The sequence below is a fragment of the Escherichia sp. HH091_1A genome, assembly GCF_030295175.1.
Classification (GTDB): Bacteria; Pseudomonadota; Gammaproteobacteria; order Enterobacterales; family Enterobacteriaceae; genus Escherichia; species Escherichia coli_F.
Window position 1 is genome coordinate 4106791 of the sequence record NZ_AP025747.1, and the last position, 25734, is coordinate 4132524.

The window sequence follows — 25734 nt, forward strand, 5'->3', positions numbered from 1 at the left end:
AGCGCCCGCCTGGTGACTAAAACTCCGAAGGGATTACCAACGGTAGTGTGCGAACGCCTTGTTGGCTTCGGCCATACGGTGAACGTCTTCACGTTTCTTAACTGCAGTACCTTTGTTTTCTGCAGCATCAGAAAGTTCGTTCGCCAGGCGCAGAGCCATGGATTTATCACCGCGTTTACGAGCAGCTTCAACGATCCAACGCATTGCCAGAGCATTACGACGAACCGGACGGACTTCAACTGGTACCTGATAAGTAGAACCACCAACGCGGCGAGACTTAACTTCTACAGTCGGGCGCACGTTTTCGAGAGCTACTTCGAATGCTTCCAGTTCAGATTTACCAGAACGCTGAGCCAGGGTCTCCAGCGCGCTGTATACGATAGATTCGGCAGTAGATTTTTTACCATCTACCATCAGGATATTTACAAATTTAGCCAGCAGTTCTGATCCGAACTTCGGATCCGGCAGAATTTTACGCTGACCAATGACGCGACGACGTGGCATGGAAATACTCCGTTGTTAATTCAGGATTGTCCAAAACTCTACGAGTTTAGTTTGACATTTAAGTTAAAACGTTTGGCCTTACTTAACGGAGAACCATTAAGCCTTAGGACGCTTCACGCCATACTTGGAACGAGCCTGCTTACGGTCTTTAACGCCGGAGCAGTCAAGCGCACCACGTACGGTGTGGTAACGAACACCCGGGAGGTCTTTAACACGACCACCACGGATCAGGATCACGGAGTGCTCCTGCAGGTTGTGACCTTCACCACCGATGTAGGAAGTCACTTCGAAACCGTTAGTCAGACGAACACGGCATACTTTACGCAGCGCGGAGTTCGGTTTTTTAGGAGTGGTAGTATATACACGAGTACATACGCCACGTTTTTGCGGGCATGCTTCCAGCGCAGGCACGTTGCTTTTCGCAACTTTGCGAGCACGTGGTTTGCGTACCAGCTGGTTAACTGTTGCCATTAAATAGCTCCTGGTTTTAGCTTTTGCTTCGTAAACACGTAATAAAACGTCCTCACACAATATGAGGACGCCGAATTTTAGGGCGATGCCGAAAAGGTGTCAAGAAATATACAACGATCCCGCCATCACCAGGCCATCTGGCTGGAGTGCTTAACCGTAAGTCTGACGAAATCAGTATAGTCAATGGGAATGATGTCGTTCGAAATTTGACCAGTCAAACCGCGGGCAATAAGGTCTTCGTTCAGGGCATAGACCTTAATGGGGGCATTACGCAGACTTTCAAGGTAGCGGTTACCGTCAACTGCGGCAGTTACACCATCTTGCAATAATAGCAGTTCGTCGCCTTCACTGAGTAGACGCAACAGCGCAGCAAAATCCGTCAGCCAGGGTGAACGATGTAATGTGTGCAGCATAAATGCCTCAAAACCTCAAAATAACATCGTAGTTGGCGAGTTCGCGGCGTAAGGCATCTGCTTCGAGCGGCGTGGCTTCGACAACAAAGGGGGTCTGCGGATCTAACCCGCGTTCGCGCAGTGAAGCCGCACAAACCCAGCACTGTTCAATGTCGTACAGACCCAACAATTTAAAAGTGGCAATGTAATCACGCGCCAGCACTGCATCGGGCTTTTGTCCTGGCAACAGCTGAAAAACGCCATCAGCAATAAAGAAGACAGCCAGATCGTCAGTTAATGCGGAAGTTGCCAGTAAAGCATCTAAACCTTCCCGGCCTGCAGCGGTACCATGAGGCGCAGTAGAAAAAACAAACGCAATTCGTTTCATCAGAACTGTACCACCCTGTCACAGGTCAGCGAGGCTTCCGCCAGCGCGCCAAGTCCACTTAAGGTAAATCCCGGCTGAAGGTTTGACGAGGCCAATCGCAGCCTTCCTGCTTCAGTTTCATCGACGATACCGCGGCGTAACGCTGCCGCTACGCAGATATTCAGCGCCACACCATGTTGCGCATTCAGTTGTTGCCAGCCGCGCACAAGGTCAAATTCGTCGCTTGCCGGTGAGGTCAATAGGTTAGCGTTATAGACCCCTTCCCGATAGAAAAAGACGCTGCTTAGTTCATGGCCTTCTGCTATCAGCGCCTGCGCAAACTGAAAAGCACTACTCGCCTGTTGCGTACCGTATGCTGGTCCGGTCACCACGATGGCAAAACGCATTACTTATCTTGCCCCTGGAAATCACCGCTCTTGAACTGGCGGATGTAGAGATAGACAGTGTGTTTGGAGATGTTCAGGCGGTCAGCAACCTGGTTGATCGCATCTTTAATATCGAAGATCCCTTTCTCGTAGAGATTTAGCACGATCTGACGATTTTTGGCGTTATTAGAAACATTGCGATCGGCATTCACTTCTTCGATGGTGAACTCCAGCGTTTGGGTAACCAGATCTTCAACAGAAGAGGCAAAGTTGACGCTTGAACCGACATCCGGGGTTTCTGGCGGCACAAAAGTGCTCATAATCTGCGAGAAGGGAACATCAAGATTCATATTGATGCACAGCAGACCAATTACACGCTGTTCGCGGTTACGAATCGCGATAGTCAGGGACTTCATTAATACGCCGCTTTTGGCGCGAGTAAAGTAGCATTTAGAAACGCTGCTATCCGCTCCCGTCATATCGTGCAGCATACGTAGCGCCAGGTCGGTAATTGGCGAACCAATCTTCCGGCCTGTATGTTCACCGTTAGCAATGCGAATGGCTGAACATTTTAGATCCTGCAAAGAGTGCAAAACGATTTCACAGTGGGAGCCAATAAGCATCGCTAACCCGTCCACCACCGCTTCGTAGGATTTCAGAATATCAAAATCGGTCTGGTCGAAAGGACGTTGATCCAGTAAATCCAACTCACTGGTTTCGTTGGTTAAAAGCGACCTGGACATGAAAAAAAACACTCCTTTTCAGGAGCCTGTCGTTAACTTTTCAGGGCAGGCTCATTAATGATGCGGGTAACTAAATTAATACAGCGGAGGTTCCGCTTTCCAGCACTAATTATATCCGGCCTGTAATAAAAAAACCGCCGCCTGGTCAGGCGGCGGTTCTTAATGCTTATTTTTTAGCAGAATCTGCGGCTTTCGCATCAGCTTCCGGCTTTGCATCAGCCTTCGGCGCTGGTTTCACATCCAGCAGCTCTACGTCAAACACCAGGGTAGAATTCGGTGGGATCCCCGGAACACCCGCTTTGCCGTAAGCCAATTCTGGTGGAATAACCAGTTTAATCTTACCGCCTTTCTTGATGTTCTTCAGACCTTCTGTCCAACCCGGAATAACACCGTCCAGACGGAAAGAGAGCGGTTCACCACGGGTGTAAGAGTTGTCGAACTCTTTACCGTCGATCAGCGTACCCTTGTAGTTCACGACAACAGTATCGCTGTCTTTCGGTGCTTCGCCTTTACCGGCTTCTACTACCTGATAAACCAGACCAGTTGAAGAGGTTTTCACACCTTTCTCTTTGGCAAATTTCTCGCGGTACTCTTTACCTTTCGCTTCGTTATCTGCCGCGTCTTTTTCCATCTTCGCCTGAGCAGAAGACTTCACGCGAGCTTCGAATGCTTGCAGTGTCTGTTCGATCTCTTGGTCGGAGAGTTTGCTCTTATCAGCAAATGCATCCTGAACACCCGCGATCAGCTGATCTTTATCCAGTTTGATGCCCAGTTTTTCTTGTTCTTTAAGAGAGTTTTCCATGTAACGACCCAGCGAAGCACCCAGTGCATAAGCTGATTTCTGATCGTCATTTTTGAACGCTGCTTTGCTGTCAGCAGTTGTAGCAGGTTTTGCAGCTTCAGCAGCAAAAGTGATCGGTGCATGCAGGGCAACGGCCATTGTGGTCGCCAGCAGCGTTACTTTAAACAGTGATTTCATCCATATCTCCAGGATCGGGGCATCTCACCCCAGGGTTAACTATTATCAGAAGGGTACTATAAAGCGTTGTCGAACAAATCTACATACAGACACGCCCTATTATCATCTATTTTCAGACTCTTTTTGTTTAAATTAGTTTCGATGACCGCGAAATGAGTGCTGTCTCGGGCAGCAAAGTTAAGTAGAATCCGCGGCGACCATTCGACAAAAGAGGTGAATCATGCAGGATTTATCATTGGAAGCACGCCTGGCAGAGCTGGAGAGCCGACTGGCTTTTCAGGAAATCACCATTGAAGAACTGAACGTCACGGTGACCGCTCATGAAATGGAGATGGCGAAACTGCGCGATCATCTGCGTCTGCTGACCGAGAAGCTAAAAGCCAGCCAGCCGTCGAACATCGCGTCGCAGGCTGAAGAAACGCCACCGCCACATTATTGAGGCGTAAAAAAAGCGGGGACTCCCCGCTTTTTTGTCACTTTTTCGGTATTAGTGGCAACCGCAACCGCCGTTACCTTTACCGCCGCAGCAGCCTTCGCCACCGTGTTCATGACCGTGATCGTGGCCATGACCACCGCAGCAACCGTCGTGGTCGTGATCGTGGTGATGATCGTGCGCACCGTGAACGTGGCCATGAGCCAGCTCTTCTTCAGTCGCTTCGCGAATCGCCACAACTTCAACGTTGAATTTCAGGTTCTGACCGGCCAGCATGTGGTTACCATCAACCACGACGTAATCGTCTTCAACCGCAGTGATTTCAACCGGTACCGGACCCTGGTCGGTTTCAGCCAGGAAACGCATACCAACCTGCAGTTCATCAACGCCCATAAATACGTCTTTAGGAACGCGCTGCACCAGGTTTTCGTCGTATTGACCATAAGCGTCGTTCGCACCAACAGCGACATCAAATTTGTCGCCAACTTCATGACCTTCCAGTGCCGTTTCCAGGCCAGAGATCAGGGAACCGTGACCATGCAGGTAGTCCAGCGGCGCACTCACCGGAGACTCATCAACCAACACACCGTCTTCTGTACGTACCTGATAGGCCAGGCTGACCACCAGGTCTTTTGCTACTTTCATGATATCTCCTGAGCATGGGAAGAATAGTGGCGCAGATTGTAGCGGAATTCTGCAGCCGTGTACTCACTAGCTTAAAAAATCTCGGCGCATATCGCTAGTCCGGATGAAAAATCCCGATCACTTGCTCATCTTTGCGAACATGATCGCGGGCTTCTTTGTCGACTTCTCGCATCTGGTGTCCGCACTTAACGCATTCAACAATATCAATATTATTTTCGCGCCACATCGCCATTGAATCCTGCGCCTGACAGGCCGGACATTTTGCTCCCGCAATAAAACGTTTTCGGATTGCCATCGTTATCCTCTACTCAAATTCATCCCAGCCATCCAGCTGGCGTCGTTCTTGTTGCATTTCACGTTGGAAAATCTCTTCCAGTTCGCGTCGGGCTTCCCTGGCGCGAGAAATTTGTACGGTATCGGCATGCATTGGGATGAGCTCCCGCAACATCCGCATATCCAGGCGGCGAAAATGCAGTTGCGCCCGCTGCGCCTGATGTGGATGCATGCCAAGCGTGACCAGCGTCTTGCGCCCCAGCTCTAACGCACTGGAGAATGTTTCACGAGAAAACTGCGTCACCCCTGCCTGTAATAACTCATGCGCCTCCACACGTCCGCGCGCTCGCGCAAGAATATGCAAATGCGGGAAGTGTTGCTGGCAAATCTCCACCAGCTTCATGGTGTCTTCCGGTTCGTTACAGGTAATGACGATTGACTCTGCGGCCTCTGCACCCGCAGAACGTAAAAGATCTACCTGCGTGGCGTCGCCGTAATAAACTTTGTAGCCATATTTGCGCATCAGGTTAACAGCGCTGATATCCCGCTCCAGCACGGTAATGCGCATTTTATTTGCCATCAGCAAACGACCAATCACCTGACCAAAACGTCCGAAGCCCACGACTATGACCTGCGGTTTATCATCGTTGACCCACGGTTTTTCGTCTTCTTCTTCCGGTCCGTTAAACTGGCGGGATAGCCATTTATCCACCAGCTTCATCAGCAGCGGCGTGGTCATCATGGAAAGCGTCACCGTCACCAGCAATAGCGCCATCTGGTCGCCCTGGAATAAGCGTTGTGAAGAAGCGGTAGAAAAGAGGACAAAGGCAAACTCGCCGCCCTGACTCAACACGCCAGCAAACTGCATCCGCTCTGAGCTACGCACGCCATACAGCCGCGCCAGCAAATACAGCACGAGAATTTTCACCGCCACCAGCACAACCACGCTTATCACTACCCACAACAGATGGGTATAAAGCACTCCGAGGTTGAGCGACATGCCGACAGAGATAAAAAACAGTCCGAGCAGCAAGCCTTTGAACGGATCGATAGCCGTTTCCAGCTCATGGCGATATTCACTTTCCGCCAGCAGCACGCCCGCAATAAACGTACCGAGCGCCATCGACACCCCCAGCGCATCCATAAACAATGCGGAACCCAACACCAGCAGCAGTGTCGCGGCGGTGAACACTTCCCGCACACCAGAAGCGGCAATAAAACGGAATACCGGACGCAGTAAATAGCGCCCACCAATCAGCATGCCAACAAACGCCAGCACCTTCATGCCGATCTTCATCCAGTCAAAATGTTCATCTGCCGATCCCGCCAGCAGCGGTACTAACGCCAGTGCCGGGATCACCGCCAGATCCTGAAACAGCAGTACCGAGAAACCTAACTGGCCGGATTCGCTGCGATTCATCCCTTTCTCACGCATCAATTGCAACGCCATTGCAGTTGAAGACATCGCAAGGCCAATGCCACCGACCACCGCCGCCTGCCAGGCGAAATCCGTCAGCATCAATAATCCCGCCAGCAACGCCGCGCTTAACAGCACCTGTGCCGCGCCTACGCCAAAAATCGAACGCCGCAGTTGCCAAAGCTTGGAGGGATTCAACTCAAGGCCGATGATAAACATCAGGAACACCACGCCGAGTTCCGAAAAGTGGAGGATCTCATCGACGTCGCTAATAAACCCTAGCCCCCACGGGCCAATTGCAATCCCTGCCAGCAAATATCCCAACACAGCGCCAATACCCAGCCGCGATGCCAACGGCACCGCAGCCACCGCCGCGAAGAGAAACAGCACTCCTGCGAGTAAAAAATCGGAACCTTCCATCAGCAGCCTCCTGGAGACAGCGGATTTGCCAGCCAGTCACCGTAGGCTCTGGCGTGACTCGCCAGCTCCTGTGCGCTTTGCCGTCTCGCCCAGTAAATAATGATAGGGCTTAACCAATGCATCCGGCACATGCCCGCCGCCAGTTCAAAGGGGCGCAGAACATCGCTCATCGGATAGCGATTCAACGCGTCATAACGGTAAGCACTTTCCGGCTCACCGGTGGTAATCACGCTACGCCAGTACTTTCCCGCCAGTTGGTTTCCCCCCGGCCCGCTGGCAAAACCACGGCTTAATACCCGGTCCAGCCACTCTTTCAGTAGTGCCGGGCAGCTATAGGTATAAAGAGGATGCTGAAAGACAATCACCTCGTGCTCGCGCAGTAATGCCTGCTCACGGGGGATATCAATAAAAAAATCGGGATAGTGCGCGTAAAGGTCGTGCACGGTAACATTGCTGAGCTGCGTGGCCGGTTTAAGCAGTACCCGGTTTGCCACCGAGTCCTGAGATTCCGGATGGGCATACAGCAGCAAAACTTTCGCTGGCTGAGACATCATCCCCCTCCCGGTATGGTTTTTGTGTATAGTCGCTGTTTTGGGCTACCATTGCGCCCGGTGCGGCAGCTCGCCCATACATTACATTATCATAATGATAAGTTAACATAGTCTGAACATACGGCGCCTTATGATTGTTTTCTCCTCGTTACAAATTCGTCGCGGCGTGCGCGTCCTGCTGGATAATGCCACCGCCACCATCAACCCCGGGCAGAAAGTCGGCCTGGTGGGTAAAAACGGCTGTGGTAAATCTACCCTGCTGGCATTGCTGAAAAATGAAATCAGCGCCGACGGCGGCAGCTACACCTTTCCAGGAAGCTGGCAACTGGCGTGGGTGAATCAGGAAACACCAGCGCTACCGCAAGCGGCGCTGGAATATGTCATTGACGGCGACCGTGAATATCGTCAACTGGAAGCGCAGCTACACGACGCCAACGAACGTAACGACGGGCACGCCATTGCGACCATTCATGGCAAGCTGGATGCTATTGACGCATGGAGTATTCGCTCCCGCGCCGCCAGCCTGCTGCACGGCCTCGGTTTCAGCAATGAACAACTGGAGCGCCCGGTAAGTGATTTCTCCGGTGGCTGGCGTATGCGTCTCAACCTCGCCCAGGCACTGATTTGCCGTTCAGACTTGCTGCTGCTCGACGAACCAACTAACCACCTCGATCTCGATGCTGTTATCTGGCTGGAAAAATGGCTGAAGAGCTATCAGGGCACGCTGATCCTGATCTCCCATGACCGCGACTTCCTCGATCCGATTGTTGATAAAATTATTCATATCGAACAGCAAAACATGTTCGAGTACACCGGCAACTACAGCTCGTTTGAAGTGCAGCGTGCTACCCGTCTGGCACAGCAACAGGCGATGTATGAAAGCCAGCAAGAGCGCGTGGCACATCTGCAAAGTTATATCGACCGTTTCCGTGCCAAAGCCACCAAAGCGAAGCAGGCCCAGAGCCGTATTAAGATGCTCGAGCGTATGGAGTTGATTGCCCCAGCGCACGTCGACAACCCGTTCCGCTTTAGCTTCCGCGCGCCGGAAAGCCTGCCTAATCCGTTGTTGAAAATGGAAAAGGTCAGCGCAGGTTATGGCGATCGCATTATTCTCGACTCGATTAAACTGAATCTGGTGCCGGGTTCGCGCATTGGTCTGTTAGGCCGCAATGGCGCGGGTAAATCGACATTAATCAAACTGTTAGCCGGAGAGCTTGCGCCAGTCAGCGGTGAAATTGGCCTGGCGAAAGGGATCAAACTCGGTTACTTCGCCCAGCATCAACTGGAATATCTACGCGCCGACGAATCGCCTATTCAACATCTGGCACGTTTAGCACCGCAGGAACTAGAACAAAAACTGCGTGATTACCTCGGCGGCTTTGGTTTCCAGGGCGATAAAGTGACGGAAGAAACGCGCCGTTTCTCCGGTGGGGAAAAAGCCCGCCTGGTGCTGGCATTAATCGTCTGGCAGCGTCCGAATCTACTGCTGCTCGACGAACCGACTAACCACCTTGACCTCGACATGCGCCAGGCACTGACTGAAGCGTTGATCGAGTTTGAAGGCGCATTGGTTGTCGTTTCGCACGACCGCCATTTGTTGCGTTCCACCACTGACGATCTCTATCTGGTTCACGATCGTAAAGTCGAACCGTTCGACGGCGATCTGGAAGATTATCAACAGTGGTTGAGCGACGTTCAAAAGCAGGAAAACCAGGCCGACGACGCGCCAAAAGAGAACGCGAACAGCGCCCAGGCACGTAAAGACCAGAAGCGTCGGGAAGCGGAGCTGCGTGCGCAAACCCAGCCACTGCGTAAAGAAATCGCCCGTCTGGAAAAAGAGATGGAGAAGCTGAACGCGCAACTGGCGCAGGCGGAAGAGAAACTCGGCGACAGCGAACTGTACGATCAAAGCCGTAAAGCGGAGTTGACCGCCTGCCTGCAACAGCAAGCCAGCGCCAAATCCGGGCTGGAAGAGTGCGAAATGGCGTGGCTGGAAGCCCAGGAGCAGCTTGAGCAGATGCTGCTGGAAGGCCAAAGCAACTGATGGCGCAGATAACGACGACCGATGCCAATGAATTCAGCAGCAGTGCTGAATTCACCCCTATGCGCGGCTTTAGCAATTGTCATCTGCAAACCATGCTGCCGCGTCTGTTTCGTCGCAAGGTGAAATTCACCCCGCACTGGCAGCGACTGGAGTTGCCCGACGGCGATTTTGTCGATCTCGCATGGAGTGAAGACCCTGCCCAGGCGAACCATAAACCGCGTTTAGTGGTGTTTCACGGGCTGGAGGGCAGCCTCAATAGCCCTTACGCCCACGGTCTGGTCGAGGCGGCGCAAAAACGCGGCTGGCTGGGCGTGGTGATGCATTTTCGCGGATGCAGCGGTGAACCAAACCGTATGCACCGCATTTACCATTCGGGCGAAACCGAAGACGCCAGCTGGTTTTTACGCTGGCTGCAGCGCGAATTTGGACATGCGCCAACGGCTGCCGTCGGCTATTCGCTCGGCGGTAATATGCTCGCCTGTTTGCTGGCAAAAGAAGGTAATAACCTCCCGATTGATGCAGCGGTAATTGTCTCCGCGCCATTTATGCTAGAAGCCTGTAGTTATCATATGGAAAAGGGCTTTTCCCGCGTTTATCAGCGTTACTTGCTGAACCTGTTAAAAGCCAATGCTGCGCGCAAACTGGCAGCCTATCCCGGTACGCTGCCGATTAATCTCGCACAGTTAAAATCGGTACGTCGCATCCGTGAATTTGACGATCTGATCACCGCCAGAATTCATGGCTACGCTGACGCTATCGACTATTATCGTCAGTGTAGCGCCATGCCGATGCTGAACCAGATCGCCAAACCGACGCTGATTATTCACGCCAAAGACGATCCGTTTATGGATCATCAGGTGATCCCGAAACCGGAAAATCTCCCCCCGCAGGTGGAGTATCAACTGACTGAACATGGTGGTCATGTTGGCTTTCTTGGCGGTACATTATTTCATCCGCAAATGTGGCTGGAGTCACGCATTCCTGACTGGTTAACAACGTATCTGGAGGCGAAATCATGTTGATTCCGTGGCAAGAACTCTCCCCCGAAACGCTGGAAAATTTAATTGAAAGTTTTGTGTTACGCGAAGGCACCGATTATGGTGAACATGAGCGTACACTTGAACAGAAAGTCGCCGACGTCAAACGCCAGCTACAGTGCGGAGAAGCGGTGCTGGTATGGTCGGAGCTGCACGAAACGGTCAATATCATGCCGCGCAGTCAGTTTCGTGAATAACCTGCAGCCGTCGGCGGACGAGATAATAATGATAGCTAAGTCATGGAGTTACTATGTCTGCCAAACATCCGGTCATTGCGGTAACAGGATCCAGCGGCGCGGGGACCACCACCACCAGTCTCGCGTTTCGTAAAATATTCGCGCAGTTAAATCTGCATGCAGCTGAGGTGGAAGGCGACAGTTTTCACCGTTACACGCGCCCGGAAATGGACATGGCGATCCGCAAGGCGCGTGATGCCGGGCGGCATATCAGCTACTTTGGCCCCGAAGCGAACGACTTCGGCCTGCTGGAACAAACCTTCATTGAATACGGTCAGAGCGGCAAAGGAAAATCACGCAAATATCTGCATACGTACGACGAAGCCGTACCGTGGAATCAGGTGCCGGGAACATTCACCCCATGGCAACCTTTACCGGAACCCACTGATGTACTGTTTTATGAAGGGCTACACGGTGGCGTCGTCACGCCACATCATAACGTTGCGCAGCATGTGGATTTACTGGTCGGCGTAGTGCCTATCGTTAACCTTGAGTGGATTCAAAAACTGATCCGCGACACCAGCGAGCGCGGGCACTCACGAGAAGCGGTGATGGACTCAGTAGTACGTTCAATGGAAGACTATATCAACTACATCACGCCGCAGTTTTCCCGCACCCATCTTAACTTCCAGCGCGTTCCCACTGTCGACACCTCAAACCCGTTCGCAGCAAAGGGCATTCCATCACTGGATGAAAGCTTTGTGGTGATCCATTTTCGTAATCTGGAAGGGATCGATTTCCCCTGGCTGCTGGCGATGTTGCAGGGCTCATTCATTTCCCACATCAATACATTAGTGGTGCCGGGCGGTAAAATGGGTCTGGCAATGGAGTTAATTATGCTGCCACTGGTGCAACGATTGATGGAAGGAAAGAAAATCGAGTAACTCTGCTAATATGCCGGATAAACAATTATCCGGCATCGTACTCCTGACATCAAATCACGCGGCAACCACTTCATACGAGTGAGTAATATTCACCGCTTTTTCCAGCATCAACGCCACTGAACAATATTTCTCAGCAGAGAGATCAACCGCACGCGCAACCGCTGCGTCTTTCAGGTCGCGACCGGTGACGATAAAATGCAGATTAATGTGCGTAAACAGGCGTGGTGCCTCTTCGCGGCGTTCAGAGGTCAATTTTACTTCACAATCGACCACATCCTGACGCCCTTTTTGCAGGATCGAAACCACATCGATGGCACTGCAACCACCCGCCGCCATCAACACCATTTCCATCGGACTTGGCGCTTTATCGCCTGAGTTGCCGTCCATTAAAATCTGGTGACCAGAGGCAGACTCGCCCAGAAAAGTTAACCCTTCGACCCACTTCACTCGCGCTTGCATTTTTGCTACTCCACTGCGTCAATTTTCCTGACAGAGTACGCGTACTAACCAAATCGCGCAACGGAAGGCGACCTGGGTCATGCTGAAGCGAGACACCAGGAGACACAAAGCGAAAGCTATGCTAAAACAGTCAGGATGCTACAGTAATACATTGATGTACTGCATGTATGCAAAGGACGTCACATTACCGTGCAGTACAGTTGATAGCCCCTTCCCAGGTAGCGGGAAGCACAATTTCGGCAATCCAGAGACAGCGGCGTTTTCTGGCTCTGGAGAAAGCTTATAACAGAGGATAACCGCGCATGGTGCTTGGCAAACCGCAAACAGACCCGACTCTCGAATGGTTCTTGTCTCATTGCCACATTCATAAGTACCCATCCAAGAGCACGCTTATTCACCAGGGTGAAAAAGCGGAAACGCTGTACTACATCGTTAAAGGCTCTGTGGCAGTGCTGATCAAAGATGAAGAGGGTAAAGAAATGATCCTCTCCTATCTGAATCAGGGTGATTTTATTGGCGAACTGGGCCTGTTTGAAGAAGGCCAGGAACGTAGCGCATGGGTACGTGCGAAAACCGCCTGTGAAGTGGCTGAAATTTCATACAAAAAATTTCGCCAATTGATTCAGGTAAACCCGGACATTCTGATGCGTCTTTCTGCACAGATGGCGCGTCGTTTGCAAGTCACTTCAGAGAAAGTGGGCAACCTGGCGTTCCTCGACGTGACGGGCCGCATTGCACAGACTCTGCTGAACCTGGCAAAACAACCGGATGCTATGACTCACCCGGACGGTATGCAAATCAAAATTACCCGTCAGGAAATTGGTCAGATTGTCGGCTGTTCTCGTGAAACCGTGGGACGCATTCTGAAGATGCTGGAAGATCAGAACCTGATCTCCGCACACGGTAAAACCATCGTCGTTTACGGCACTCGTTAATCCCGTCGGAGTGGCGCGTTACTGAGTAGCGCGCCATTTTGTTTCCCCCGATGTGGCGCAGACTGATTTATCACCCCGATATCAACTATGCACTACGACAAACGCTAGTGCTATGTTTGCCCGTGGCCGTTGGGTTAATGCTTGGCGAATTACGATTCGGTCTGCTCTTCTCCCTCGTTCCAGCCTGTTGCAATATTGCGGGCCTTGATACGCCTCATAAACGTTTTTTCAAACGCTTAATCATTGGTGCGTCACTGTTTGCCACCTGTAGCTTGCTGACACAGCTACTACTGGCAAAAGATGTTCCCCTGCCCTTTTTGCTGACCGGATTAACGCTGGTGCTTGGTGTCACTGCTGAGCTGGGGCCATTGCACGCAAAATTGCTTCCCGCATCGCTGCTCGCCGCCATTTTTACCCTCAGTCTGGCGGGATACATGCCAGTCTGGGAACCGTTGCTGATCTATGCGCTGGGCACGTTGTGGTACGGACTGTTTAACTGGTTTTGGTTCTGGCTCTGGCGCGAACAACCGCTACGCGAGTCACTAAGCTTGCTGTACCGTGAACTGGCGGATTATTGCGAAGCTAAATACAGCCTACTCACCCAGCACACCGATCCTGAAAAAGCATTGCCGCCGCTGCTGGTGCGCCAGCAAAAAGCGGTCGATTTAATTACTCAGTGCTATCAGCAAATGCATATGCTTTCCGCGCAAAATAATACTGACTACAAGCGGATGCTGCGTATTTTCCAAGAGGCGCTGGATTTACAGGAACATATTTCGGTCAGCTTGCATCAGCCGGAAGAGGTGCAAAAGCTGGTCGAGCGTAGCCATGCAGAAGAAGTTATCCGCTGGAATGCGCAAACTGTCGCCACTCGCCTGCGCGTGCTGGCTGATGACATTCTTTACCATCGCCTGCCGACGCGCTTTACGATGGAAAAACAAATTGGCGCACTGGAAAAAATCGCCCGCCAGCATCCGGATAATCCGGTTGGGCAATTCTGCTATTGGCACTTCAGCCGCATCGCCCGCGTGCTGCGCACCCAAAAACCGCTCTATGCCCGTGATTTACTGGCCGATAAACAGCGGCGAATGCCGTTACTGCCGGCGCTAAAAAGTTATCTGTCACTGAAATCTCCAGCGCTACGCAATGCTGGACGACTGAGTGTGATGTTAAGCGTTGCCAGCCTGATGGGCACCGCACTGCATCTGCCGAAGTCGTACTGGATCCTGATGACGGTATTGCTGGTAACGCAAAATGGCTACGGCGCAACCCGTCTGAGGATTGTGAACCGTTCTGTGGGAACCGTGGTCGGGTTAATCATTGCGGGCGTTGCCCTGCACTTTAAAATTCCCGAAGGTTACACCCTGACCTTGATGCTGATTACCACCCTCGCCAGCTACCTGATATTGCGCAAAAACTACGGCTGGGCGACGGTCGGTTTTACCATTACTGCGGTGTATACCCTGCAACTATTGTGGTTGAACGGCGAGCAATACATCCTTCCGCGTCTTATCGATACCATTATTGGTTGTTTAATTGCTTTCGGCGGTACTGTCTGGCTGTGGCCGCAGTGGCAGAGCGGGTTATTGCGTAAAAACGCCCATGATGCTTTAGAAGCCTATCAGGAAGCGATTCGTTTGATTCTGAGCGAGGATCCGCAACCAACGCCACTGGCCTGGCAGCGAATGCGGGTGAATCAGGCGCATAACACTCTGTATAACTCATTGAATCAGGCGATGCAGGAACCGGCATTCAACAGCCATTATCTGGCAGATATGAAACTGTGGGTAACGCATAGCCAGTTTATTGTTGAACATATTAATGCCATGACCACGCTGGCACGGGAACACCGGGCATTGCCACCTGAACTGGCACAAGAGTATTTACAGTCTTGTGAAATCGCCATTCAGCGTTGTCAGCAGCGACTGGAGTATGACGAACCAGGTAGTTCTGGCGATGCCAATATCATGGATGCGCCGGAGATGCAGCCGCACGAAGGTGCGGCAGGTACGCTGGAGCAGCATTTACAACGGGTTATTGGTCATCTGAACACCATGCACACCATTTCGTCGATGGCATGGCGGCAGCGACCGCATCATGGGATTTGGCTGAGTCGCAAGTTGCGGGATTCGAAGGCGTAATACAGGCTAAACCATCGGATAAGGCGTTCACGCCGCATCCGATATCTTTTGCCTGATGCGACGCTGACGCGTCTTATTTACGCCCCAATCACCTTCGCCACCGCGTGGGCGAAACGATGCATCCCTTCATCGATATCCGCATCTTCCACCACCAGCGACGGCGCAAGACGCATCACATCAGGCCCGGCATTCAGCACCATTACGCCTTCCTCGGCACCCGCATACAGGAAATCACGCGCCCGACCTTTGTACTGTGGTTTCAGCTCTGCGCCAATCAACAGCCCCATACCGCGAATATCGCTAAACACATCGTACTGCTGATCGATCTTCTGCAAATGGTCCACAAAACGCTGGCGTTTCGCGTGAATGCCTTCCAGCACTTCAGGGGTATTGATGATATCAAACGCCGCGCCAGCTACTGCACAGGCCAGTGGATTACCGCCGTAGGTGGAACCGTGAGAACCAGGATGAAACGCAGAAGCAATCTCCGCCGTAGTCAGCATGGCGCTAATCGGGAAGCCGCCGCCTAACGCTTTGGCGGAGGTCAGAATATCCGGCGTCACGCCGTAATGCATGTAAGCAAACAGATCGCCGGTCCGCCCCATCCCGCACTGCACTTCATCAAACACCAATAATGCCTGATGCTCATCACAGAGTTCGCGCAAGCCCTGCAAAAACTCTGGCGTCGCAGCCGTCACGCCGCCCTCGCCCTGAATCGGCTCAACCACCACCGCGCAGGTGTGATCATCCATCACCGCTTTCACTGCGTGGAGATCATTAAAGGGAACGTGGATGATGTCTGCCGGTTTTGGCCCAAAGCCGTCGGAATATTTTGGCTGCCCGCCCACCGAGACGGTAAACAGCGAACGACCATGAAAAGCGTTATGGAAGGCAATAATTTTGGTTTTGAACGGGCTATGACGCACACAGGCGTAATGGCGTGCCAGTTTAAAGGCAGTTTCGTTAGCTTCCGTGCCGGAGTTCATAAACACCACGCGTTCGGCAAACGTTGCCTCAATCAGTTTACGACCAAGACGCAGCGCCGGTTCATTGGTAAAAACGTTACTGATATGCCACAGAGTTTCGCCCTGGGTTTTTAACGCGTTCACCAGCGCAGGATGGCAATGGCCCAACGCCGTAACTGCAATGCCACCCGCGAAATCGACATACTCCTTGCCTTGCTGATCCCAGATTCTGCTGCCCAGACCTTTTACCGGAATAAACTCTGCCGGAGCATAAATCGGCAGGATCACTTCATCGAAAGTCGCGCGTGTAATTGCTGTTTGTTCAATTGCCATCTCATGATCACCCTGTTACGCATAACTCAATGTGAAATTATAATCACAAAATATGCATAAAAAACCACTGAATGGCAATCAGAAATCAGCGTTCCAGGAAATTAGCCAGCAGTTGATGTCCTTGTTCGCTGAGAATACTTTCTGGATGGAACTGCACACCTTCCAGATCCCACTGGCGATGGCGAATCCCCATAATCTCGCGGGTTTCGCTCCAGGCCGTCACTTCAAAGCACTCCGGTAATGAGTCAGGCGCCACCACCAGCGAATGGTAGCGTGTCACGGTGAGTGGATTTGCCAGCCCCTTAAATACGCCCTCACCGTTATGTGTGATCGGCGAGGTTTTACCGTGCATCACCTTTGCGGCGCGCACAACTTTGCCACCAAAAGCCTGCGCCATTGCCTGATGACCGAGGCAGACGCCAAGAATCGGCAAACTCCCGGCGTAGTGGCGAATAACGTCAAGGGAGATCCCTGCGTCGTCCGGCGTACAGGGTCCAGGTGAGATAACAATTTTCTGCGGTTTGAGTGTGTCGATATCCGCCAACGTTAACGCATCGTTGCGCTTAACCAACACGTCGGCCCCCAGTTCACAAAAGTACTGGTAGAGGTTCCAGGTGAAAGAATCGTAGTTATCAATAAGCAGGATCATGGCGGCTCCGGTACGAAAGAACCGCGCTATTTTACTCAGATTCCCCGGCTTCGCTTACCACTTTGCTAAATATCATCTGCAGTGCGGTGAGATCCCCCATTGCCCCACTCTGATTTGCCTGATTCCAGGCCTCTTTTTCGATACCCTGCCAGCTCAGTTGATAACCAGCATGAATCGCCAGTTGCTCGAAGAAGATCCGCTGTGCCAGACCACTTCCCGCTCGGAAGGGATGCAGGACGTTGATTTCACAATAGTAGTGTGCCAGCCGCTCGACGAACTTCGTTTTCTCCAGGCCAACCAGATACCCTTCTTCCTCCAGATCCTGCATCAGGGCATTGCCCTCTTTTTCGATATAAGCAAAGTGGCAGAACGGCGTATCGCCCTGATAAATATCAACTTCACGCAGTTGCCCCGCCCAGTCGAAAATATCCTGATACAGCTGGCGATGGATAGTGCGCAAATGCGGTAAACCGCGCACCAGCGGACCAAGCTCAATGGTCGCAGCACGCAGCGCCGTCATTTCGTAAGCGGCCTGTTCCAGCCGCTGTTGCTGGCGGATGTTCAGCCGGTTACGCATGATATCAAGGCCAGGATAAAGATACGGATCGCGCCCTTCGCCGAATTTATCGCTCATAGTGCCTCCTCAGCTCTTCAAGGCGCGCTAAAGCCTCTGCGGCAGTAAGAGTAACTAAAGGCATCTCGACGCCTTCAAGACGGCGACTGGCCTGGAAATTACGATTACGCTGAAGCTCCCAGAGACGGGACTTTTGCTTATCGGTGAGTTTCTTCACTTGATGCCTCCCTGAACGTGTCCATTTGCCACAAGTATAAGCGGCAAATCCGGGTTACGCCGGGAGAGCAGAAGCGCGGGCAAGATTGCCCGCGCGAGAAATCATTACGGCAGGACTTTAGCGGAAAGGATAACTACCGGTTTTGACGGCACATTCTGGTACGGACCAACGTCATGAGTCGGCACCTGGGAAATCTTATCGGCAACGTCCATGCCTTTCACCACTTTACCAAATACCGCGTAACCGAAATCACGCTGACCGTGGTCGAGGAAGGCGTTATCGGCAACGTTGATAAAGAACTGGCTGGTGGCGCTGTCTTTGTCAGCGGTACGCGCCATCGCGATGGTGCCACGCGTGTTGCGCAGGCCGTTATCGGCTTCATTTTTGATTGGCGGGTTTGGTTTTTTCTGCTGCATCTGCTCGGTGAAACCGCCGCCCTGAATCATAAAGCCAGGAATGACGCGGTGAAAGGTTGTGTTGTTATAAAAACCGCTGTTCACATAATCGACAAAGTTTTGCACAGATACTGGCGCTTTTTGTTTATCCAGCTCCAGTTCGATGTTACCAGCTGAGGTTGTCAACAATACGTGCGGGTCCCCTTTCGCTGCCATTGCTGCGGGAGAAAGAGCAGAAAGAGCGAAAACAGCAGCCATCGCCGCCAGGGTCGATTTGAACATGAGATTTCCTTAACAAACAGAGCAGAAAAAAAGCAAGTGAAGAGATTCTAAATAGCCTTCAAGAACAAGGCCATCCCTTTACCTAATTTTACGTATCTGAAATATATGTAACCTGACGATTACTTTTTATTCCGTGATCAAAATCACCCTTAAAATGCAATTTAGCAACCGATTGCAATAAAACATTTAAACAGATCACAAAATCACCTAAAATCGCCCGCTCGCGGCATATCCCGCTATGCCATTTTATTTTTGAACGCAGGCCAATCATGACTAACAGCAATCGCATCAAGCTCACATGGATTAGCTTTCTCTCCTACGCACTGACGGGTGCGTTGGTTATTGTCACCGGGATGGTGATGGGAAATATCGCCGATTATTTCAATCTGCCTGTTTCCAGTATGAGTAACACCTTCACCTTCCTCAATGCTGGCATTTTAATCTCTATCTTCCTCAATGCCTGGCTGATGGAAATCGTCCCATTAAAAACGCAGTTACGTTTTGGCTTTCTCCTGATGGTGCTGGCGGTTGCTGGTTTGATGTTTAGCCATAGCCTGGCGCTTTTCTCGGCAGCGATGTTCATTCTCGGGGTGGTCAGCGGTATCACTATGTCGATTGGTACATTCCTGATAACACAAATGTATGAAGGGCGTCAGCGCGGTTCTCGCCTGTTATTTACCGACTCCTTCTTCAGTATGGCCGGGATGATTTTCCCAATGATCGCCGCGTTTCTGCTGGCGCGCAGCATTGAGTGGTACTGGGTTTATGCCTGCATCGGGCTGGTTTACGTCGCTATTTTTATTCTGACCTTCGGCTGTGAGTTTCCGGCACTGGGCAAACATGCACCAAAAACGGATGCTCCGGTAGCGAAAGAAAAATGGGGGATCGGCGTGCTGTTTCTCTCTGTTGCGGCGCTGTGCTACATCCTCGGTCAGTTAGGTTTTATCTCCTGGGTACCAGAGTATGCCAAAGGCCTGGGCATGAGCCTGAACGACGCAGGTACGCTGGTGAGTAACTTCTGGATGTCCTATATGGTCGGCATGTGGGCGTTCAGCTTTATTCTTCGCTTCTTTGATTTGCAACGTATTCTGACCGTACTGGCCGGTCTGGCTGCGATTCTAATGTACGTCTTTAACACCGGAACACCGGCACATATGGCGTGGTCAATTCTCGCCCTGGGCTTCTTCTCCAGCGCGATCTATACCACCATCATCACCCTGGGTTCACAGCAAACCAAAGTACCGTCACCAAAACTGGTTAACTTTGTCCTGACCTGCGGGACCATCGGTACCATGCTGACCTTTGTCGTTACCGGCCCGATTGTTGAACATAGCGGTCCAAAGGCGGCGCTGCTGACGGCAAACGGTCTGTACGCTGTCGTCTTTGTGATGTGCTTCCTGTTAGGTTTCGTCAGCCGTCACCGTCAGCATAACACCCTGACCTCTCATTAATTGCTCATGCCGGGCGGCGCTATCGTCGTCCGGCCTTTTCCTCACTTACCCCGCTACGTACGTCTATTTCTATAAACCCTTTCATTTTGTCTATTTTTTGCACACGAATGAAATGTCAGACAATTCCGTGACTTAAGAAAATTTATACAAATCAGCAATATACCCCTTAAGGAGTATATAAAGGTGAATTTGATTTACATCAATAAGCGGGGTTGCTGAATCGTTAAGGTAGGCGGTAATAGAAAAGAAATCGAGGCAAAAATGAGCAAAGTCAGACTCGCAATTATCGGTAACGGTATGGTCGGCCATCGCTTTATCGAAGATCTTCTTGATAAATCTGATGCGGCCAACTTTGATATTACCGTTTTCTGTGAAGAACCGCGCATCGCTTATGACCGCGTACACCTCTCGTCTTACTTCTCTCACCACACCGCCGAAGAGCTGTCGCTGGTGCGCGAAGGCTTTTACGAAAAACACGGTATTAAAGTTCTGGTCGGCGAACGCGCTATCACCATCAACCGTCAGGAGAAGGTGATTCACTCCAGCGCCGGACGTACCGTTTTTTATGACAAGCTGATCATGGCGACCGGTTCCTATCCGTGGATCCCGCCAATCAAAGGTTCTGATACTCAGGACTGCTTTGTCTATCGCACCATTGAAGACCTCAACGCCATTGAATCCTGCGCCCGTCGCAGTAAGCGCGGTGCCGTTGTTGGCGGCGGCCTGTTAGGTCTGGAAGCCGCTGGCGCGCTGAAAAACTTAGGCATTGAAACCCACGTTATCGAATTTGCCCCTATGCTGATGGCGGAACAGCTTGATCAGATGGGCGGCGAGCAATTGCGTCGCAAAATCGAAAGCATGGGTGTACGCGTTCACACCAGCAAAAACACTCTTGAGATTGTGCAGGAAGGTGTTGAAGCGCGTAAAACCATGCGTTTTGCCGACGGCAGCGAACTGGAAGTCGACTTTATCGTCTTCTCTACCGGTATCCGTCCGCGCGATAAGCTGGCAACCCAGTGTGGTCTGGACGTTGCTCCGCGTGGGGGTATCGTCATAAATGATTCCTGCCAGACTTCCGATCCAGATATCTACGCCATCGGTGAATGCGCAAGCTGGAACAACCGTGTATTTGGTCTGGTAGCACCTGGCTACAAAATGGCGCAGGTCGCCGTTGACCATATTCTCGGTAGCGAAAACGCCTTTGAAGGTGCTGACCTTAGCGCCAAGCTGAAACTGCTGGGCGTAGACGTAGGCGGTATTGGCGATGCTCACGGTCGCACGCCTGGCGCACGTAGCTACGTTTACCTCGACGAAAGTAAAGAGATCTACAAACGCCTGATTGTCAGCGAAGACAACAAAACCCTGCTCGGTGCAGTACTGGTGGGTGATACCAGCGACTACGGTAACCTGCTGCAACTGGTGCTGAACGCAATCGAGCTGCCGGAAAACCCGGATTCTCTGATTCTGCCGGCGCACTCAGGTAGCGGCAAGCCGTCTATTGGTGTTGATAAACTGCCGGACAGCGCGCAAATCTGCTCCTGCTTCGACGTCACCAAAGGCGATCTGATTGCTGCCATCAACAAAGGCTGCCACACCGTTGCGGCGCTGAAAGCCGAAACCAAAGCGGGTACTGGCTGCGGTGGCTGTATCCCGCTGGTCACTCAGGTACTGAACGCAGAACTGGCAAAACAGGGTATCGAAGTTAACAATAACCTGTGCGAACACTTTGCTTATTCGCGTCAGGAACTGTTCCATTTGATCCGCGTTGAAGGCATTAAAACCTTCGAAGAACTGCTGGCGAAACACGGTAAAGGCTACGGTTGTGAGGTTTGTAAACCGACCGTCGGTTCGCTGCTGGCCTCCTGCTGGAACGAATACATTCTGAAGCCGGAACATACTCCGCTGCAGGATTCTAACGACAACTTCCTCGCTAACATCCAGAAAGACGGCACCTACTCGGTGATCCCGCGTTCTCCGGGTGGTGAAATCACCCCAGAAGGGCTGATGGCAGTGGGTCGTATCGCGCGTGAATTTAATCTCTACACCAAAATCACCGGCTCCCAGCGTCTGGCGATGTTTGGCGCACAGAAAGACGATCTGCCGGAGATCTGGCGTCAGCTGATTGAAGCAGGTTTCGAAACCGGTCATGCCTATGCGAAAGCACTGCGTATGGCGAAAACCTGCGTGGGTAGCACCTGGTGCCGCTACGGCGTTGGCGACAGCGTCGGCCTCGGCGTGGAACTGGAAAACCGCTACAAAGGCATCCGTACGCCGCACAAAATGAAGTTCGGTGTCTCCGGCTGTACCCGTGAATGTTCAGAAGCTCAGGGTAAAGACGTAGGTATTATCGCCACCGAAAAAGGCTGGAACCTGTATGTGTGCGGTAACGGCGGCATGAAACCGCGTCATGCGGATCTGCTGGCAGCGGATATCGATCGCGAAACGCTGATCAAATATCTTGACCGCTTCATGATGTTCTACATCCGTACTGCCGACAAACTGACGCGTACCGCACCGTGGTTAGAAAACCTCGAAGGCGGCATTGATTACCTGAAAGCGGTGATCATTGACGACAAACTGGGGCTGAACGCACATCTGGAAGAAGAGATGGCGCGCCTGCGTGAAGCGGTAGTATGTGAGTGGACTGAAACGGTCAATACACCGTCCGCGCAGATTCGCTTCAAACACTTCATCAACAGCGACAAGCGTGACCCGAACGTGCAGATGGTGCCAGAGCGCGAACAGCACCGTCCGGCAACGCCGTATGAACGTATCCCGGTAACTCTGGTGGAGGACAACGCATGAGCCAGTGGAAAGACATCTGCAAAATTGATGACATCCTGCCTGAAACCGGCGTCTGCGCGCTGTTAGGTGACGAGCAGGTAGCGATTTTCCGCCCGTATCACAGCGACCAGGTGTTTGCGATCAGCAACATCGATCCGTTCTTCGAATCCAGCGTGCTGTCACGCGGGCTGATTGCGGAACACCAGGGCGAGCTGTGGGTCGCCAGTCCGCTGAAAAAACAGCGTTTTCGCTTAAGCGACGGTTTATGCATGGAAGATGAACAGTTTTCCGTCAAGCATTACGAGGCACGAGTGAAAGACGGCGTGGTACAGCTACGCGGTTAATTGTTTTAACGGGAGGCGCAATGCCTCCCCTTTTTGCATTGTCCTGTAATGACCTTAAGTATATTGCAGGACATTTTTTAAACTTTTTGTTTTATTTTTTGTTTTTATTTTTTAAAGGATAATCAAATGTTTACAGACACTATTAATAAGTGTGCGGCTAACGCTGCGCGCATTGCACGCCTGTCGGCAAATAACCCGCTCGGCTTCTGGGTAAGCTCCGCGATGGCGGGCGCGTATGTGGGGCTGGGGATCATCCTGATTTTCACGCTCGGTAATTTGCTCGATCCGTCCGTACGTCCTCTGGTGATGGGCGCGACCTTTGGTATCGCCTTAACGCTGGTCATTATCGCCGGTTCTGAACTGTTCACCGGACACACCATGTTCCTCACCTTTGGGGTGAAAGCGGGCACCATTAGCCACGGGCAAATGTGGGCAATCCTGCCGCAAACCTGGCTGGGTAACCTGGTCGGTTCCGTCTTTGTTGCCATGCTTTATAGCTGGGGCGGTGGTAGCCTTTTGCCAGTAGATACCAGTATTGTTCACTCCGTCGCGCTGGCTAAAACCACCGCACCGGCAATGGTACTGTTCTTCAAAGGCGCATTGTGTAACTGGCTGGTTTGTCTGGCAATCTGGATGGCACTGCGTACTGAAGGCGCGGCGAAATTTATCGCAATCTGGTGGTGTCTGCTGGCGTTTATTGCGTCCGGCTACGAGCACTCCATCGCTAACATGACGCTGTTCGCGCTCTCATGGTTCGGCAACCACAGCGAAGCCTACACGCTGGCGGGTATTGGTCATAACCTGCTGTGGGTGACGCTGGGTAATACTTTATCGGGCGCCGTATTCATGGGATTGGGTTATTGGTATGCTACGCCGAAAGCGAATCGTCCGGTTGCGGACAAATTTAATCAAACTGAAACGGCTGCCAGTTAATTACTAAGGGGTTTTTACGTGGATCATTTGCCTATATTTTGCCAATTACGCGACCGCGACTGTTTGATTGTCGGCGGTGGTGATGTCGCGGAACGCAAAGCAAGGTTGCTGTTAGACGCAGGTGCTCGCTTAACGGTGAATGCATTAGCGTTTATTCCACAGTTCACCGCATGGGCAGATGCAGGCATGTTAACCCTCGTCGAGGGGCCATTTGATGAAAGCCTTCTCGACACCTGTTGGCTGGCAATTGCGGCGACGGATGATGACGCGCTTAACCAGCGTGTCAGCGAAGCCGCCGAAGCTCGTCGTATCTTCTGTAACGTGGTCGATGCGCCGAAAGCCGCCAGCTTTATTATGCCGTCGATTATTGACCGCTCCCCGCTCATGGTAGCGGTCTCCTCTGGCGGCACCTCTCCGGTTCTGGCGCGACTGTTGCGCGAAAAACTTGAATCACTGCTGCCGCTGCATCTCGGCCAGGTAGCAAAATATGCGGGGCAGTTACGCGGTCGGGTCAAACGACAGTTCGCCACGATGGGTGAACGTCGCCGTTTCTGGGAAAAACTGTTCGTTAATGATCGCCTGGCGCAGTCGCTGGCGAACAACGATCAGAAAGCCATTACCGAAACGACCGAACAGTTAATCAATGAACCGCTCGATCATCGCGGTGAAGTGGTGCTGGTTGGCGCAGGTCCGGGCGATGCCGGTCTGCTGACACTAAAAGGACTGCAACAAATTCAGCAGGCAGATGTGGTGGTCTACGACCGTCTGGTTTCAGACGATATTATGAATCTGGTACGCCGCGATGCGGATCGCGTTTTCGTCGGCAAACGCGCGGGATACCACTGCGTACCGCAGGAAGAGATTAACCAGATCCTGCTGCGGGAAGCGCAAAAAGGCAAACGCGTGGTGCGGCTGAAAGGCGGCGATCCGTTTATTTTTGGCCGTGGTGGCGAAGAGCTTGAAACACTGTGCAATGCGGGTATTCCGTTCTCAGTAGTTCCGGGTATTACCGCAGCGTCTGGTTGCTCTGCCTATTCGGGCATTCCGCTCACGCATCGCGATTATGCTCAGAGCGTACGCTTAATTACCGGACACTTAAAAACCGGTGGCGAGCTGGACTGGGAAAACCTGGCAGCCGAAAAACAGACGCTGGTGTTCTATATGGGGCTTAATCAGGCCGCGACCATTCAGCAAAAACTGATTGAACACGGAATGCCTTGCGAAATGCCGGTGGCGATTGTCGAAAACGGTACGGCGGTAACGCAACGCGTGATTGACGGTACGCTCACGCAACTGGGCGAGCTGGCGCAGCAAATGAACAGTCCCTCATTAATTATTATTGGTCGGGTCGTTGGCCTGCGCGATAAATTGAACTGGTTCTCTAACCATTAATTTTACCCGGGCCAGATAATTCTGGCCCTCTTTATCACTCTTTTTATATATTCAGCAAATAAAGCATACCCTCTTAATAAATATCATTTGCTAATGGA

29 protein-coding genes are annotated in these 25734 nt (G+C 52.0%); 12 read left to right on the top strand and 17 right to left on the bottom strand.

Annotation, left to right across the window (positions count from 1 at the left end; translation table 11 throughout):
• Positions 1 to 33: 33 nt before the first annotated feature.
• The 7 genes from rpsG to fkpA form a co-directional block, all read right to left on the bottom strand.
• Complete coding sequence (gene rpsG / locus QUF14_RS20675) at positions 34 to 504, bottom strand: 30S ribosomal protein S7 (protein ID WP_001138043.1); 471 nt, start codon at positions 502 to 504, stop codon at positions 34 to 36.
• Positions 505 to 600: 96 nt separating this feature from the next.
• Positions 601 to 975, bottom strand: coding sequence for a 30S ribosomal protein S12 (gene rpsL, locus QUF14_RS20680; RefSeq protein WP_000246815.1), 375 nt, complete (start codon positions 973 to 975; stop codon positions 601 to 603).
• A 125-nt stretch (positions 976 to 1100) separates the two neighbouring features.
• Positions 1101 to 1388: a sulfurtransferase complex subunit TusB gene (gene tusB, locus QUF14_RS20685; protein WP_000903377.1), complete on the bottom strand. Its 288-nt coding sequence runs from the start codon at positions 1386 to 1388 to the stop codon at positions 1101 to 1103.
• Positions 1389 to 1395: 7 nt separating this feature from the next.
• On the bottom strand, positions 1396 to 1755 hold the full coding sequence (tusC, locus tag QUF14_RS20690) for a sulfurtransferase complex subunit TusC (protein ID WP_000820714.1): 360 nt from the start codon (positions 1753 to 1755) through the stop codon (positions 1396 to 1398).
• Entirely contained in the window at positions 1755 to 2141 is a 387-nt protein-coding gene (gene tusD, locus QUF14_RS20695) for a sulfurtransferase complex subunit TusD (protein WP_100733700.1), read from the bottom strand. The genes tusC and tusD overlap by 1 nt, the downstream gene beginning before the upstream one ends.
• Entirely contained in the window at positions 2141 to 2863 is a 723-nt protein-coding gene (locus QUF14_RS20700) for a helix-turn-helix transcriptional regulator (RefSeq protein WP_000091466.1), read from the bottom strand. Before QUF14_RS20700 ends, tusD begins: the two co-directional genes overlap by 1 nt.
• 166 nt (positions 2864 to 3029) lie before the next feature.
• The gene (fkpA, locus tag QUF14_RS20705; RefSeq protein ID WP_000838261.1) at positions 3030 to 3842 is read right to left on the bottom strand and encodes an FKBP-type peptidyl-prolyl cis-trans isomerase; all 813 of its coding nucleotides are present in this window, start codon (positions 3840 to 3842) and stop codon (positions 3030 to 3032) included.
• Between the two features lie 220 nt (positions 3843 to 4062).
• Between fkpA and QUF14_RS20710 the strand changes: the two genes are divergently transcribed.
• Positions 4063 to 4281, top strand: a complete 219-nt coding sequence (locus QUF14_RS20710; RefSeq protein ID WP_001153615.1) for a protein SlyX — start codon at positions 4063 to 4065, stop codon at positions 4279 to 4281.
• A 48-nt stretch (positions 4282 to 4329) separates the two neighbouring features.
• On the opposite strand, the gene slyD is transcribed toward QUF14_RS20710, so the two are convergent.
• The 4 genes from slyD to kefG all read right to left on the bottom strand — a co-directional run bounded on the left by slyD (position 4330) and on the right by kefG (position 7581).
• Positions 4330 to 4920 (bottom strand): peptidylprolyl isomerase, encoded by a 591-nt coding sequence (gene slyD, locus QUF14_RS20715; protein WP_000861338.1) that lies wholly within the window; start codon positions 4918 to 4920, stop codon positions 4330 to 4332.
• A 94-nt stretch (positions 4921 to 5014) separates the two neighbouring features.
• Positions 5015 to 5215 (bottom strand): YheV family putative zinc ribbon protein, encoded by a 201-nt coding sequence (locus QUF14_RS20720; RefSeq protein WP_001007734.1) that lies wholly within the window; start codon positions 5213 to 5215, stop codon positions 5015 to 5017.
• A gap of 9 nt (positions 5216 to 5224) precedes the next feature.
• Positions 5225 to 7030 (bottom strand): glutathione-regulated potassium-efflux system protein KefB, encoded by a 1806-nt coding sequence (gene kefB, locus QUF14_RS20725; RefSeq protein ID WP_000399139.1) that lies wholly within the window; start codon positions 7028 to 7030, stop codon positions 5225 to 5227.
• Positions 7030 to 7581 carry a glutathione-regulated potassium-efflux system ancillary protein KefG gene (gene kefG / locus QUF14_RS20730; protein WP_000081823.1) on the bottom strand — a complete coding sequence of 184 codons (552 nt, stop codon included), beginning with the start codon at positions 7579 to 7581 and terminating at the stop codon, positions 7030 to 7032. The genes kefB and kefG overlap by 1 nt, the downstream gene beginning before the upstream one ends.
• Positions 7582 to 7711: 130 nt before the next feature.
• Between kefG and QUF14_RS20735 the strand changes: the two genes are divergently transcribed.
• The 4 genes from QUF14_RS20735 to QUF14_RS20750 are packed head-to-tail and all read left to right on the top strand — an operon-like array spanning position 7712 to position 11782.
• Positions 7712 to 9625 carry an ABC transporter ATP-binding protein gene (locus tag QUF14_RS20735; protein WP_000634782.1) on the top strand — a complete coding sequence of 638 codons (1914 nt, stop codon included), beginning with the start codon at positions 7712 to 7714 and terminating at the stop codon, positions 9623 to 9625.
• The gene (locus QUF14_RS20740; protein ID WP_000057369.1) at positions 9625 to 10647 is read left to right on the top strand and encodes a hydrolase; all 1023 of its coding nucleotides are present in this window, start codon (positions 9625 to 9627) and stop codon (positions 10645 to 10647) included. Before QUF14_RS20735 ends, QUF14_RS20740 begins: the two co-directional genes overlap by 1 nt.
• On the top strand, positions 10641 to 10859 hold the full coding sequence (locus tag QUF14_RS20745; protein WP_000907089.1) for a YheU family protein: 219 nt from the start codon (positions 10641 to 10643) through the stop codon (positions 10857 to 10859). The genes QUF14_RS20740 and QUF14_RS20745 overlap by 7 nt, the downstream gene beginning before the upstream one ends.
• A 53-nt stretch (positions 10860 to 10912) precedes the next feature.
• Positions 10913 to 11782, top strand: a complete 870-nt coding sequence (locus tag QUF14_RS20750) for a phosphoribulokinase (protein ID WP_001274672.1) — start codon at positions 10913 to 10915, stop codon at positions 11780 to 11782.
• 54 nt (positions 11783 to 11836) lie between these two features.
• On the opposite strand, the gene QUF14_RS20755 is transcribed toward QUF14_RS20750, so the two are convergent.
• Positions 11837 to 12241 carry an OsmC family protein gene (locus QUF14_RS20755; RefSeq protein ID WP_001148908.1) on the bottom strand — a complete coding sequence of 135 codons (405 nt, stop codon included), beginning with the start codon at positions 12239 to 12241 and terminating at the stop codon, positions 11837 to 11839.
• A gap of 302 nt (positions 12242 to 12543) precedes the next feature.
• Between QUF14_RS20755 and crp the strand changes: the two genes are divergently transcribed.
• Both crp and QUF14_RS20765 read left to right on the top strand, forming a co-directional pair.
• Entirely contained in the window at positions 12544 to 13176 is a 633-nt protein-coding gene (gene crp / locus QUF14_RS20760; protein ID WP_000242755.1) for a cAMP-activated global transcriptional regulator CRP, read from the top strand.
• Between the two features lie 50 nt (positions 13177 to 13226).
• Complete coding sequence (locus QUF14_RS20765) at positions 13227 to 15317, top strand: YccS/YhfK family putative transporter (RefSeq protein WP_002431759.1); 2091 nt, start codon at positions 13227 to 13229, stop codon at positions 15315 to 15317.
• 77 nt (positions 15318 to 15394) lie between these two features.
• On the opposite strand, the gene argD is transcribed toward QUF14_RS20765, so the two are convergent.
• The 5 genes from argD to ppiA all read right to left on the bottom strand — a co-directional run bounded on the left by argD (position 15395) and on the right by ppiA (position 18732).
• Positions 15395 to 16615 (bottom strand): bifunctional acetylornithine/succinyldiaminopimelate transaminase, encoded by a 1221-nt coding sequence (argD, locus tag QUF14_RS20770; RefSeq protein ID WP_000963763.1) that lies wholly within the window; start codon positions 16613 to 16615, stop codon positions 15395 to 15397.
• A gap of 85 nt (positions 16616 to 16700) precedes the next feature.
• On the bottom strand, positions 16701 to 17264 hold the full coding sequence (pabA, locus tag QUF14_RS20775; protein ID WP_000601870.1) for an aminodeoxychorismate synthase component 2: 564 nt from the start codon (positions 17262 to 17264) through the stop codon (positions 16701 to 16703).
• Positions 17265 to 17295: 31 nt separating this feature from the next.
• Complete coding sequence (locus QUF14_RS20780) at positions 17296 to 17898, bottom strand: putative adenosine monophosphate-protein transferase Fic (RefSeq protein ID WP_001280648.1); 603 nt, start codon at positions 17896 to 17898, stop codon at positions 17296 to 17298.
• Positions 17888 to 18055 (bottom strand): FicA/YhfG family antitoxin, encoded by a 168-nt coding sequence (ficA, locus tag QUF14_RS20785; RefSeq protein ID WP_000736860.1) that lies wholly within the window; start codon positions 18053 to 18055, stop codon positions 17888 to 17890. The genes QUF14_RS20780 and ficA overlap by 11 nt, the downstream gene beginning before the upstream one ends.
• A 104-nt stretch (positions 18056 to 18159) precedes the next feature.
• Complete coding sequence (ppiA, locus tag QUF14_RS20790) at positions 18160 to 18732, bottom strand: peptidylprolyl isomerase A (RefSeq protein WP_000477225.1); 573 nt, start codon at positions 18730 to 18732, stop codon at positions 18160 to 18162.
• A gap of 269 nt (positions 18733 to 19001) precedes the next feature.
• On the opposite strand from ppiA, the gene tsgA reads away from it, so the two are divergent.
• From tsgA to cysG, 5 genes are all read left to right on the top strand, one after another.
• Positions 19002 to 20183 (top strand): MFS transporter TsgA, encoded by a 1182-nt coding sequence (tsgA, locus tag QUF14_RS20795; protein WP_000185227.1) that lies wholly within the window; start codon positions 19002 to 19004, stop codon positions 20181 to 20183.
• Between the two features lie 261 nt (positions 20184 to 20444).
• On the top strand, positions 20445 to 22988 hold the full coding sequence (nirB, locus tag QUF14_RS20800) for an NADPH-nitrite reductase large subunit (protein WP_000049210.1): 2544 nt from the start codon (positions 20445 to 20447) through the stop codon (positions 22986 to 22988).
• The gene (gene nirD / locus QUF14_RS20805) at positions 22985 to 23311 is read left to right on the top strand and encodes a nitrite reductase small subunit NirD (RefSeq protein ID WP_000084764.1); all 327 of its coding nucleotides are present in this window, start codon (positions 22985 to 22987) and stop codon (positions 23309 to 23311) included. Before nirB ends, nirD begins: the two co-directional genes overlap by 4 nt.
• Before the next feature lie 126 nt (positions 23312 to 23437).
• A complete protein-coding gene (gene nirC, locus QUF14_RS20810) occupies positions 23438 to 24244 on the top strand; it encodes a nitrite transporter NirC (protein WP_000493564.1) in 807 nt (268 codons plus the stop codon).
• 18 nt (positions 24245 to 24262) lie between these two features.
• Positions 24263 to 25636 (top strand): siroheme synthase CysG, encoded by a 1374-nt coding sequence (gene cysG, locus QUF14_RS20815; protein WP_000349864.1) that lies wholly within the window; start codon positions 24263 to 24265, stop codon positions 25634 to 25636.
• Positions 25637 to 25734 lie beyond the last annotated feature (98 nt).

Bases quoted from the DNA above. Each gene is read 5' to 3' on its own strand.
- rpsL (WP_000246815.1), bottom strand. From the start codon at position 975: ATGGCAACAGTTAACCAGCTGGTACGCAAACCACGTGCTCGCAAAGTT.
- QUF14_RS20710 (WP_001153615.1), top strand. From the start codon at position 4,063: ATGCAGGATTTATCATTGGAAGCACGCCTGGCAGAGCTGGAGAGCCGA.
- tusB (WP_000903377.1), bottom strand. From the start codon at position 1,388: ATGCTGCACACATTACATCGTTCACCCTGGCTGACGGATTTTGCTGCG.
- QUF14_RS20765 (WP_002431759.1), top strand. From the start codon at position 13,227: ATGTGGCGCAGACTGATTTATCACCCCGATATCAACTATGCACTACGA.
- fkpA (WP_000838261.1), bottom strand. From the start codon at position 3,842: ATGAAATCACTGTTTAAAGTAACGCTGCTGGCGACCACAATGGCCGTT.
- QUF14_RS20755 (WP_001148908.1), bottom strand. From the start codon at position 12,241: ATGCAAGCGCGAGTGAAGTGGGTCGAAGGGTTAACTTTTCTGGGCGAG.
- QUF14_RS20700 (WP_000091466.1), bottom strand. From the start codon at position 2,863: ATGTCCAGGTCGCTTTTAACCAACGAAACCAGTGAGTTGGATTTACTG.
- tusD (WP_100733700.1), bottom strand. From the start codon at position 2,141: ATGCGTTTTGCCATCGTGGTGACCGGACCAGCATACGGTACGCAACAG.
- nirD (WP_000084764.1), top strand. From the start codon at position 22,985: ATGAGCCAGTGGAAAGACATCTGCAAAATTGATGACATCCTGCCTGAA.
- nirB (WP_000049210.1), top strand. From the start codon at position 20,445: ATGAGCAAAGTCAGACTCGCAATTATCGGTAACGGTATGGTCGGCCAT.
- tusC (WP_000820714.1), bottom strand. From the start codon at position 1,755: ATGAAACGAATTGCGTTTGTTTTTTCTACTGCGCCTCATGGTACCGCT.
- QUF14_RS20740 (WP_000057369.1), top strand. From the start codon at position 9,625: ATGGCGCAGATAACGACGACCGATGCCAATGAATTCAGCAGCAGTGCT.
- slyD (WP_000861338.1), bottom strand. From the start codon at position 4,920: ATGAAAGTAGCAAAAGACCTGGTGGTCAGCCTGGCCTATCAGGTACGT.
- nirC (WP_000493564.1), top strand. From the start codon at position 23,438: ATGTTTACAGACACTATTAATAAGTGTGCGGCTAACGCTGCGCGCATT.
- QUF14_RS20745 (WP_000907089.1), top strand. From the start codon at position 10,641: ATGTTGATTCCGTGGCAAGAACTCTCCCCCGAAACGCTGGAAAATTTA.
- crp (WP_000242755.1), top strand. From the start codon at position 12,544: ATGGTGCTTGGCAAACCGCAAACAGACCCGACTCTCGAATGGTTCTTG.
- QUF14_RS20780 (WP_001280648.1), bottom strand. From the start codon at position 17,898: ATGAGCGATAAATTCGGCGAAGGGCGCGATCCGTATCTTTATCCTGGC.
- tsgA (WP_000185227.1), top strand. From the start codon at position 19,002: ATGACTAACAGCAATCGCATCAAGCTCACATGGATTAGCTTTCTCTCC.
- QUF14_RS20750 (WP_001274672.1), top strand. From the start codon at position 10,913: ATGTCTGCCAAACATCCGGTCATTGCGGTAACAGGATCCAGCGGCGCG.
- QUF14_RS20735 (WP_000634782.1), top strand. From the start codon at position 7,712: ATGATTGTTTTCTCCTCGTTACAAATTCGTCGCGGCGTGCGCGTCCTG.
- pabA (WP_000601870.1), bottom strand. From the start codon at position 17,264: ATGATCCTGCTTATTGATAACTACGATTCTTTCACCTGGAACCTCTAC.
- kefB (WP_000399139.1), bottom strand. From the start codon at position 7,030: ATGGAAGGTTCCGATTTTTTACTCGCAGGAGTGCTGTTTCTCTTCGCG.
- QUF14_RS20720 (WP_001007734.1), bottom strand. From the start codon at position 5,215: ATGGCAATCCGAAAACGTTTTATTGCGGGAGCAAAATGTCCGGCCTGT.
- rpsG (WP_001138043.1), bottom strand. From the start codon at position 504: ATGCCACGTCGTCGCGTCATTGGTCAGCGTAAAATTCTGCCGGATCCG.
- argD (WP_000963763.1), bottom strand. From the start codon at position 16,615: ATGGCAATTGAACAAACAGCAATTACACGCGCGACTTTCGATGAAGTG.
- ppiA (WP_000477225.1), bottom strand. From the start codon at position 18,732: ATGTTCAAATCGACCCTGGCGGCGATGGCTGCTGTTTTCGCTCTTTCT.
- kefG (WP_000081823.1), bottom strand. From the start codon at position 7,581: ATGTCTCAGCCAGCGAAAGTTTTGCTGCTGTATGCCCATCCGGAATCT.